Genomic DNA, 2580 nt, shown 5'->3' with positions numbered 1-2580 from the left:
CTATTGCGATTAAAAATGGGAGGATTATCTATACACCATCGGGAGAGGGGAATGTGCCGACGCTCGGTAACAGTTAAGTTTTTAATGATAGACAAATCACTTGATGTTATTTATTCTTGGATCAATAGAGGGTGTCATTGCGAGCGACTAATAAGGAGCGTGGCAATCTCGGGCAAAATTCCTGAGATTGCCACGTCGCTCCGCTCCTCGCAATGACGGGGTGGCATCCACGTAACAATATCTTCTCGCAATGACGAAGGTAGCCGACACCGTTTAATCTAAAAGGACCAAAGATGATATACCGAATATTATGTTTATGTATATTCATAAATTTCTCAGTAATAGCAAAAGCACAAAATATGCCGATTAAAGAAGATAATTTCAAAGTTAGAGTAGCTGTTGCTGATGTACAATCTATATTGGAAGGTTCGATTGCTATAAAAGATTTGCGTAATAAAATCGAAAAGCTTAACCATAGAATCCAAGAGGATATTGCTGCAAAAGAAGCAGAATTTAAACCGTTGGAAGAGAAATTATTAAATGAGCGTTCTAATTTAAGTGAAACCGAATTTGAGCATAAAGTAAACGAATTTAATGCAAAAGTTAGCCACGTTAGAAAAGAAATTCAGATTAAGAAAACGAAGCTTGAACAAGCACACGCTGAGGCTATGAGTAGAGTCCACGAAACAACTATTACAATAATTAGTGAACTTGCAGAGAAATATAACCTTAATTTGGTAATTCCAAGTGCTCAAGTCTTATATGCCAAAAATAATTTGAATATAACTTCCGAAGTGACTTTTATGTTGAATGAGAGATTAAAAGAAGTAACGATAAACTATTGATAGTATTATACTCACATCGTCATTGCGAGGAAAAACTGCAAGTTTTGACGAAGCAATCTCAGGAATATTATTTCATGAGATTGCCACGCTTCTTTTAGTTGCCCGCAATGACGGATAAATCGATCCATGAAAAAACAACACTATGTACTTAACAAGAGAGTATTTAATATGGCAGAATTTACACCGATTACAATTGCATACGGGGACGGTATAGGACCTGAAATAATGGAGGCAGTGCTTTATATATTACGTAAAGCTGAGGCTCGTATTCGTTTAGAAACCATTGAAGTAGGTGAAAAGCTTTACAAGAAGCATTATACTTCAGGCATAAGTGAAGAAAGCTGGGAGTCAATACAACGCACCGGTATTATACTTAAAGCTCCGATTACTACCCCGCAAGGCGGAGGGTATAAAAGTTTAAACGTCACGATTCGTAAAACATTACAGCTTTTTGCTAATATTCGTCCTTCCGTTTCATTTCATCCTTTTACTAGGACATTACATCCACATCTGAACCTCACTATCATACGTGAAAACGAGGAAGATTTATACGCAGGTATAGAATACCGCCAAACGCATAATATGTATGAATCAATGAAGTTGATAAGTCATACTGGTTGTGAAAAAATTATTAGATATGCTTTTGAATATGCGGTAAAAAATAACCACAAAAAAGTCACGTGCTTAAGCAAAGATAATATTATGAAATTTTCCGATGGGGTTTTTCATAAAGTATTTAATGAGATTGCAAAAGAATATCCGCAAATTAATAATGAGCATTATATTATCGATATCGGGACTGCAAGGCTTGCTACCAAACCGGAAATATTTGACGTTATCGTAACTTCTAATTTATACGGTGATATCATATCCGATGTAGCTGCCGAGATTTCAGGGTCGGTAGGACTCGCTGGTTCTGCAAATATCGGGCAGCATTATGCGATGTTTGAAGCGGTACATGGAAGTGCTCCTGATATTGCGGGCAAAGATATCGCAAATCCGTCAGGGCTTTTAAATGCTGCTATAATGATGCTTGTACATATAGGGCAGGGTGATATTGCTAGCTTAGTCGAGAATGCTTGGAAGAAAACTATAGAGGATGGAGTTCATACAGCCGACATATATAATGAGCAGAGTTCTAGTAAAAAAGTCGGTACAAAAGAATTTGTTGAAGAAGTAACGAAAAGATTAGGGCAGTTACCGACAAAGCTACCTAAAGCAGATTATCCGTTGATTGCCGAGAAACAAGAAAGTAATATAGACTATAAAATTGATACTAAAGAGGTTAAGAAATTGGTCGGTACGGATATATTTGTGAATATGAATGTATCTTCCGCTCATGACATAGCAGATAAAATTAATAAGCTTGATCTTGGTAATGTTGAGTTAAAAACAATCTCGTCAAAAGGGCTAAAATTATGGCCTCGTGATACAAGGTTTGAAACTATTTCCGATCATTGGTGTTGTCGTTTTATGAATAAAGAAAGTACGGAAATAAAGCATTTAGATATAACAAAATTACTTGAAGCTTTAAGCAAAGCAAATATCGATTTCATAAAAGTAGAGAATTTATTTGAATTTGACGGAGTTACAGGTTATAGCTTGGCTCAGGGTGAGTAAAGCGTCATTGCGAGAAGAATTACGTAGTAATTTGTACATCCACAATCTCAGGAGTTTGTTATTATTTCATGAGATTGCCACGTCGCTTCGCTCCTCGCAATGACGACTGGGAGTC

General features: G+C 36.6%; 3 protein-coding genes. All 3 read left to right on the top strand.

Features of this window, described 5'->3' with window-relative positions:
• Positions 1-216: hypothetical protein (locus tag KYQ89_RS05400; protein WP_218460729.1), on the top strand; the 216-nt coding region annotated here is incomplete at its 5' end.
• Positions 217-293: 77 nt separating this feature from the next.
• Complete coding sequence (locus KYQ89_RS05395; RefSeq protein WP_218460728.1) at positions 294-845, top strand: OmpH family outer membrane protein; 552 nt, start codon at positions 294-296, stop codon at positions 843-845.
• Positions 846-1013: 168 nt separating this feature from the next.
• On the top strand, positions 1014-2465 hold the full coding sequence (locus KYQ89_RS05390) for an NADP-dependent isocitrate dehydrogenase (protein ID WP_218460730.1): 1452 nt from the start codon (positions 1014-1016) through the stop codon (positions 2463-2465).
• Positions 2466-2580 lie beyond the last annotated feature (115 nt).

This window comes from Rickettsia sp. TH2014 (genome assembly GCF_019249195.1).
Lineage (GTDB): Bacteria > Pseudomonadota > Alphaproteobacteria > Rickettsiales > Rickettsiaceae > Rickettsia > Rickettsia felis.
Note: the sequence above shows the minus strand (reverse complement) of the source record. Positions and strands in the feature narration are given on the sequence as shown.